We start from the raw sequence: 1,127 nt of genomic DNA on the forward strand, positions 1-1,127 counted from the left end.
ATGGCTGGTGGTACCGGCAGTCGTCTCTGGCCGATGTCTCGCGAGCTTTACCCGAAACAGTTCCTCCGCCTGTTCGGGCAGAACTCCATGCTGCAGGAAACCATCACCCGACTCTCGGGCCTTGAAATCCATGAACCGATGGTCATCTGTAACGAAGAGCACCGCTTCCTGGTGGCCGAACAGCTGCGCCAGCTCAACAAGCTGTCCAACAACATTATTCTTGAGCCGGTCGGGCGCAACACCGCCCCGGCCATCGCCCTGGCGGCCCTCCAGGCCACCCGCCACGGCGACGACCCGCTGATGCTGGTCCTCGCCGCCGACCATATCATCAATAACCAGCCGGTCTTCCACGACGCCATCCGCGTTGCCGAGCAGTACGCCGATGAAGGCCATCTGGTCACCTTCGGTATCGTGCCGAACGCCCCGGAAACCGGCTACGGCTACATCCAGCGCGGCGTGGCCCTCACCGACAGCGCCCACACTCCGTACCAGGTGGCCCGCTTCGTGGAGAAACCGGACCGCGAGCGCGCCGAGGCCTACCTCGCCTCCGGGGAGTACTACTGGAACAGCGGCATGTTTATGTTCCGCGCCAAAAAATACCTCTCCGAGCTGGCCAAATTCCGCCCGGATATCCTCGAAGCCTGCCAGGCCGCGGTCAATGCCGCCGACAACGGCAGCGACTTCATCAGCATTCCGCATGACATTTTCTGCGAGTGCCCGGACGAGTCCGTGGACTACGCGGTGATGGAGAAAACCGCCGACGCGGTGGTGGTCGGTCTCGATGCCGACTGGAGCGACGTTGGCTCCTGGTCCGCCCTGTGGGAGGTCAGCCCGAAAGACGAGCAGGGCAACGTCCTCAGCGGTGACGCGTGGGTGCACAACAGCGAAAACTGCTACATCAACAGCGACGAGAAGCTGGTGGCGGCCATCGGCGTGGAGAACCTGGTGATTGTCAGCACCAAGGACGCCGTGCTGGTGATGAACCGCGAGCGTTCCCAGGACGTGAAGAAGGCGGTCGAGTTCCTCAAGCAGAACCAGCGCAGCGAGTACAAGCGCCACCGCGAGATTTACCGTCCCTGGGGCCGCTGCGACGTGGTGGTCCAGACCCCGCGCTTCAACGTCAACCG

General features: G+C 63.0%; 1 protein-coding gene. It reads left to right on the forward strand.

The features are described 5' to 3' along the window. The coding region (locus CW267_RS29815; RefSeq protein WP_101148720.1) for a mannose-1-phosphate guanylyltransferase/mannose-6-phosphate isomerase at positions 1 to 1,127 on the forward strand (1,127 nt) is incomplete at both ends.

Origin of the sequence: Klebsiella sp. X1-16S-Nf21 (assembly GCF_002837615.1) — a bacterium.
GTDB classification, from domain to species: Bacteria; Pseudomonadota; Gammaproteobacteria; order Enterobacterales; family Enterobacteriaceae; genus Klebsiella; species Klebsiella variicola.